Origin of the sequence: Bacillus timonensis (assembly GCF_000285535.1) — a bacterium.
GTDB classification, from domain to species: Bacteria; Bacillota; Bacilli; order Bacillales; family Bacillaceae_L; genus Ferdinandcohnia; species Ferdinandcohnia timonensis.
Genome location: NZ_HE610985.1, coordinates 428,896 through 433,773 on the forward strand (window position 1 = coordinate 428,896; position 4,878 = coordinate 433,773).

Annotated in this window: 4 protein-coding genes; 2 read left to right on the forward strand and 2 right to left on the reverse strand. The window is 35.6% G+C overall.

Translation table 11 applies throughout. The features are described from left to right. Positions 1-259 precede the first annotated feature (259 nt). Positions 260-1,510: an MFS transporter gene (locus tag BTHG_RS02460; protein ID WP_010281927.1), complete on the reverse strand. Its 1,251-nt coding sequence runs from the start codon at positions 1,508-1,510 to the stop codon at positions 260-262. 229 nt (positions 1,511-1,739) lie between these two features. Here BTHG_RS02460 and BTHG_RS02465 point away from each other — a divergent pair, with 229 nt between their 5' ends. Next, positions 1,740-2,006, forward strand: coding sequence for a hypothetical protein (locus tag BTHG_RS02465; RefSeq protein ID WP_010281928.1), 267 nt, complete (start codon positions 1,740-1,742; stop codon positions 2,004-2,006). A gap of 56 nt (positions 2,007-2,062) precedes the next feature. Here BTHG_RS02465 and BTHG_RS02470 read toward each other — a convergent pair whose 3' ends face one another. Next, complete coding sequence (locus BTHG_RS02470; protein ID WP_010281930.1) at positions 2,063-3,040, reverse strand: aromatic ring-hydroxylating oxygenase subunit alpha; 978 nt, start codon at positions 3,038-3,040, stop codon at positions 2,063-2,065. Between the two features lie 276 nt (positions 3,041-3,316). Between BTHG_RS02470 and BTHG_RS02475 the strand changes: the two genes are divergently transcribed. Next, positions 3,317-4,651 (forward strand): uracil-xanthine permease family protein, encoded by a 1,335-nt coding sequence (locus BTHG_RS02475; RefSeq protein WP_010281931.1) that lies wholly within the window; start codon positions 3,317-3,319, stop codon positions 4,649-4,651. Positions 4,652-4,878: the final 227 nt, after the last annotated feature.

A 4,878-nucleotide genomic window follows, 5' to 3' on the forward strand; every position in this document is an offset into this window, starting at 1 on the left:
GAAGTTTCCTAAAATTCCATCTAAAATAAAACACTTTAAAACAACATACACTACTAAAATAATCGGAACAATTGTTAAAATTCCATTGATAAAATTACGTAAAATGCTTTTCATATTTTGTTCTCCTTGTATCCCTTTTGCACCAAAGTCAGTGCTGCTTAACGATTTTACACCATGGCCAAACAATATTTCAAATGTCCATGGTTCTATTTTTAAAATAATAAGAGTTAACATCAAAAAAGGGGAAAGCTCACTAACCTCAGCTTGCCCTTTGGTCACTCATTTTTATTCGATTCGGCTCAGGTAATAATAGATTCATAATTGCTGCAGCTAGGACAATAAAAATAGAAAGATAGAGAGATAGGTCGTAATTGTTAAATTTACTAAATATAAGTCCAGGAATATAGGCACCCAATGCAGATCCTATTTGATGGCTAAGAGACAAGCATCCCACAATAAACCCAATTGATTCGTTTTTAAAATACTGGGTTAACAATAATTGAGTTGGCGCAACTGTGGCAAAATCAACTAATCCAAAAACGCCCGCAAATACTAACAGTAACACAGTATTATGTGAATATACTAAAATACCAATGGATAGTGCACGAGTAAAATAAATAAACACTAAGAGTTTTCGGCTACTCCAATAATCAATGATGACACCGGAAAGCAGGATACCAATAATATTAAAAGCTGCTAAAATACTTACCGCCGTACCCGTCACAGTTGAAGAAAAACCATGGTGATGGGATAAAGGAATTAAATGTGTATCCATTAAACCTGTTGTTGTAAACCCACAAACTGCAAATGGTACCATTAAAAACCAAAATTGGCGCATTTTAAAAAGACCCTTAAGTGAAACTGATTTCTTTTTAGATTCTGCCTCATATTCATCTTCCACTTTCATTTTTCCGCCCAATGGCTCCATCGCTTTTTCATTCGGATGGTTGCGTAAAAAGAAGAGAACGACAGGGAACACAATCACAATCAACAATACACCTAAAATAAAGATTGTTGTTCTCCAATCAAACCAATGAATTAATATCAGAGAACCTGGGACTAATAGCATTTGGCCAAAACCAAAGCCTGCTTCCATTATTCCTAAGGCAAGGCCCCGTTTCTTATTAAACCAATTTGTAATAAGAACTGTGCCGGCTACGTTTGATGCACCACCGACTCCAATGGAAACAAGGGAATAAAGGACAAATAATTGCCACGGTTGGGTAATAAAAGTGATAAAAAAGAAGCTAATCCCTACTATAAATGTGCTAACCGATAATATAGAACGAGCACCATATCTGTCTATCAATTTACCAATAAAAGGCTGTGATAAACCATATATTACAAAACTTAAAGTCGAAATCAGCGAAGTTGTCGCTCGATTCATATGTAAATCCTTTTCCCAAGGCTCAACGAAAGCGCCGAACGCAAGTCTACCGCCTTGAACCGCTAAAAATGCTAGGAAAGTGACAAATACAATAATCCACGCATAATGAAATTTACCCCTCATTATAATCTCCTTCTCTAGATGTAAAAATGTTTGGATCAATAAAAAAAGGCAAATGAATATTCCATTGGCCTTGGATATCCTTCAATTCTATTAATGTAATACTAACAAATTTTTATCAGACTTTTCAATTATTATTTTTGATATATTAATAAACATGTCAATTGCCCTTCCTTTCATAGAATGATTACATATTTTAATAGTATAGATTGTATTCAAAAGGAGGGACGTTATGAACAAGAGGAGAGGGATTGGTTTTTGCATGCCTGGCTATCGATGGTGTGGACCTGGCTGTGGTGGCTCTGGTCCACCAACGAATAGGGTTGATTCATGTTGTATGAAACATGACTTATGCTATCAACGATATGGTCCTTCACGAAAATGTGACTTAGCTTTTATGAATTGTTTAAAACAATACAAAAACCGTTCCACAAAAGAAGGAAGAGACGCAGCTCTTTTTTATAATGTAATGAGACTTAGAAATGTATTTAAGCTATAAAAAAGGGTGCCAATTGTTTCCTAGTAGACTAGGGGATTGGCACCTTTTGTTTTCTATTAAGCTGTTCCTAATATAACACCTATTTTTTTCAAATATTGACGATATGCGATACTCATACGATCAGATTTCAAGGAAAGTTCAACTTGCAAATCTAAAGGAAGATCTTCAGGCTTCTGATTTTCAACAATTGGCTTGTCCTGTGCAAATATCATATCTTGGAACTTAACAGTCTCTTCATCAGTAGTACCAGTATCATAGTTAAAGGAAATGATTCCGTGAGCAATCGATTTTCCTTCTGTAACGGGTTGAATCATTAGTACGATTGACATTTTATTATCACTTTCTGGATTTCTTTTTGTAAATTGAACAACTAGTGGATTAAAAATTTCGTACGTATAATAAACATCCTTAGCAACACCCGTTCCATCTGGATCCGGTTGGAAGATAGCAATCTCATCTGAATAGATACGTTCTTCATCTTGATGAACATTATAATCACCGATTACTGGTTTTTCTTGAACACCAAGGAAGCCTTCATGGACAAATGCAAGGTGTCCAACATCTAGGAAGTTCTCTACAACTCTAGGTGGATTCGCATTAATTTCTGTTTGTCCCCATAAAACATTATGGTAGGTTTCATCAAGAAATGGGCGATAGGTAAACATGTTGGGATTATTATTATTTAAATTTACCCATACATAACCGTATTCTTCTCTACATGAGTATTTAATCGCCTTTGCTTTTAATGGAATTTTTCTTCCTTCTGGTAATTGTGGAATTTTTGTACAATCACCTTCAGTATTATATTCCCAACCATGGTATGGACAAACAAGTTGTCCGTCTTTTACACAGCCTAGTGAAAGAGCAGCACCACGGTGTACACAAAGGTCCTTAAATGCATGGATTCCTTCTTCCGTTCTAAATAAGACAATTCGTTCACCTAATACAATCACTTGTTGTGGTTTTTCTTGAATATCTTCAGCTTTTGCAGCAACGACCCATTGATCTCTTAATACTTGGTCTTCAACTAACATGACCAATCCTCCTTAATTCATGTATTCCCACATTATATTTTATAGAGAGGAAAGATCGAAGTCAATAAAAACCGAACATTAATTAAAAAATAAAATCAAATATTCGTATTTACTATTTACATTTTTATAAACCTTTTTTATAATGCAAATATGCTATACAACATGTGAATAGGGTAAATACCTAAAATCATGTTTGTATTACATCATTCAAAAGAGTAATTACTCTAAGAAGCTATCATTTATTTTAATTGATTTCATAAAATTGGGGGAAGAATCGTGGAACAGAATTCACAAAATCCGAACTTAGCCGTCGGTGTCAATGACAAAATTAGTGTTGGTAAATCACTTTTACTAGGGTTTCAACACGTTCTAGCAATGGATCTTTACATTGCTCCAATTATTATTGCGGGGCTTCTAGCATTGAACACAATGAATACCACTTACTTTATTCAAATGTGTTTTCTTGCGGCTGGTATCGCCACACTTATTCAAACAATAGGTGGGTTAAAATTACCTGTTGTTCAAGGTCCATCCTATGTACCAATCGGTGCTCTTGCAGCCATCGGTGGGAAACTGGGGTTAGGAGCAGTATTCGGAAGCTTACTACCAGGGGCTCTATTAATTGCAATTTTAGGTTATCCATTAAAAGTATTTGCTAAAACAGTGAGAAAAATTATTCCTCCACTTGTAGGAGGTACGGTAATTGTCATTGTTGGAATTTCATTAATGCCAAGTGCATTTAATAGCATTTACACTTCACCAGGAAATGTTGGGCATAATGTGATCGTCGCTGCAGTATCGGCAGGAGTCTTATTAGTTTTTATGTTACTTGGTCGTAAAAAAACAGGATATGGTACATTTTTCCGGTTAGTATCCGTTATTTTGGCGATTTTAGTTGGAACGATTACAGCATCTTTCTTTGGTACTGTAGATTTTTCAGTTGTGAAAGAAGCAAAGTGGATTTCATTACCAAGTTTCTTTCCATTCGGAAAACCTATTTTTGATCTTCAAGCCATATTAACAATGGTATTTATTTATATGATTATTTTAATTGAAACAACAGGGACTTGGTTTGTTGTATCAACAGTTACGGATGAAGAGTTAGATGACAAACGTTTGAATCGTGGATCAGTAGGTGAGGGACTTGGCTGTTTTGTAGGCTCTTTAGTTGGCGGAACACCTGTGACAGGTTATTCGTCAAATGCTGGAATAATTGCGATTACTGGTGTTGCAAGCCGTATGGCAATCATTGCAGCAGGGATTATTTTAGTTTTCTTAGGGCTTATACCAAAGCTATCGGCCATTATTACTTGTATTCCTCAGCCTGTCATCCAAGGTATTTTTGGAGTTGTTTGTGTGGCAATAGTAATGAATGGTCTGAAGGTTATTCAACATGTTACAATCGATGACCGCAATATGATTGTAATCGGCGTTCCTATTCTCTTAACGGTTGGTACAATTGTATTACCAAAAGAAATTCTTTACAGTGTTCCAGATTTCGCTAACTACATTCTTTCTTCTGGTACTGCTGTGGGGGCAATTGCAGTTTTGATCCTTAACTTGCTCATTCCTGAGGAAAAGAAAATCGCAAAAACTGAATCCCTATCCTAACAAAAATGCCATCTAGTTTATTTGCTAGATGGCATTTCATATAAGTGCAAAGTTCTGAATTCTCCAAAGCTAGCACTTGTATTAACTTAGGCTGGTACAGTTTCAGTTGGTTCTTCTAATTCACTTGCAGGACCGAAGAATTCGAAGTGAATGTTCTCAGATGCAACTCCCCATTCTTTTAATGAGCGATACATCATCTTCATGAATGGAACTGGACCACAGAAATA

Bases quoted from the DNA above. Each gene is read 5' to 3' on its own strand.
- BTHG_RS02470 (WP_010281930.1), bottom strand. From the start codon at position 3,040: ATGTTAGTTGAAGACCAAGTATTAAGAGATCAATGGGTCGTTGCTGCA.
- BTHG_RS02460 (WP_010281927.1), bottom strand. From the start codon at position 1,510: ATGAGGGGTAAATTTCATTATGCGTGGATTATTGTATTTGTCACTTTC.
- BTHG_RS02465 (WP_010281928.1), top strand. From the start codon at position 1,740: ATGAACAAGAGGAGAGGGATTGGTTTTTGCATGCCTGGCTATCGATGG.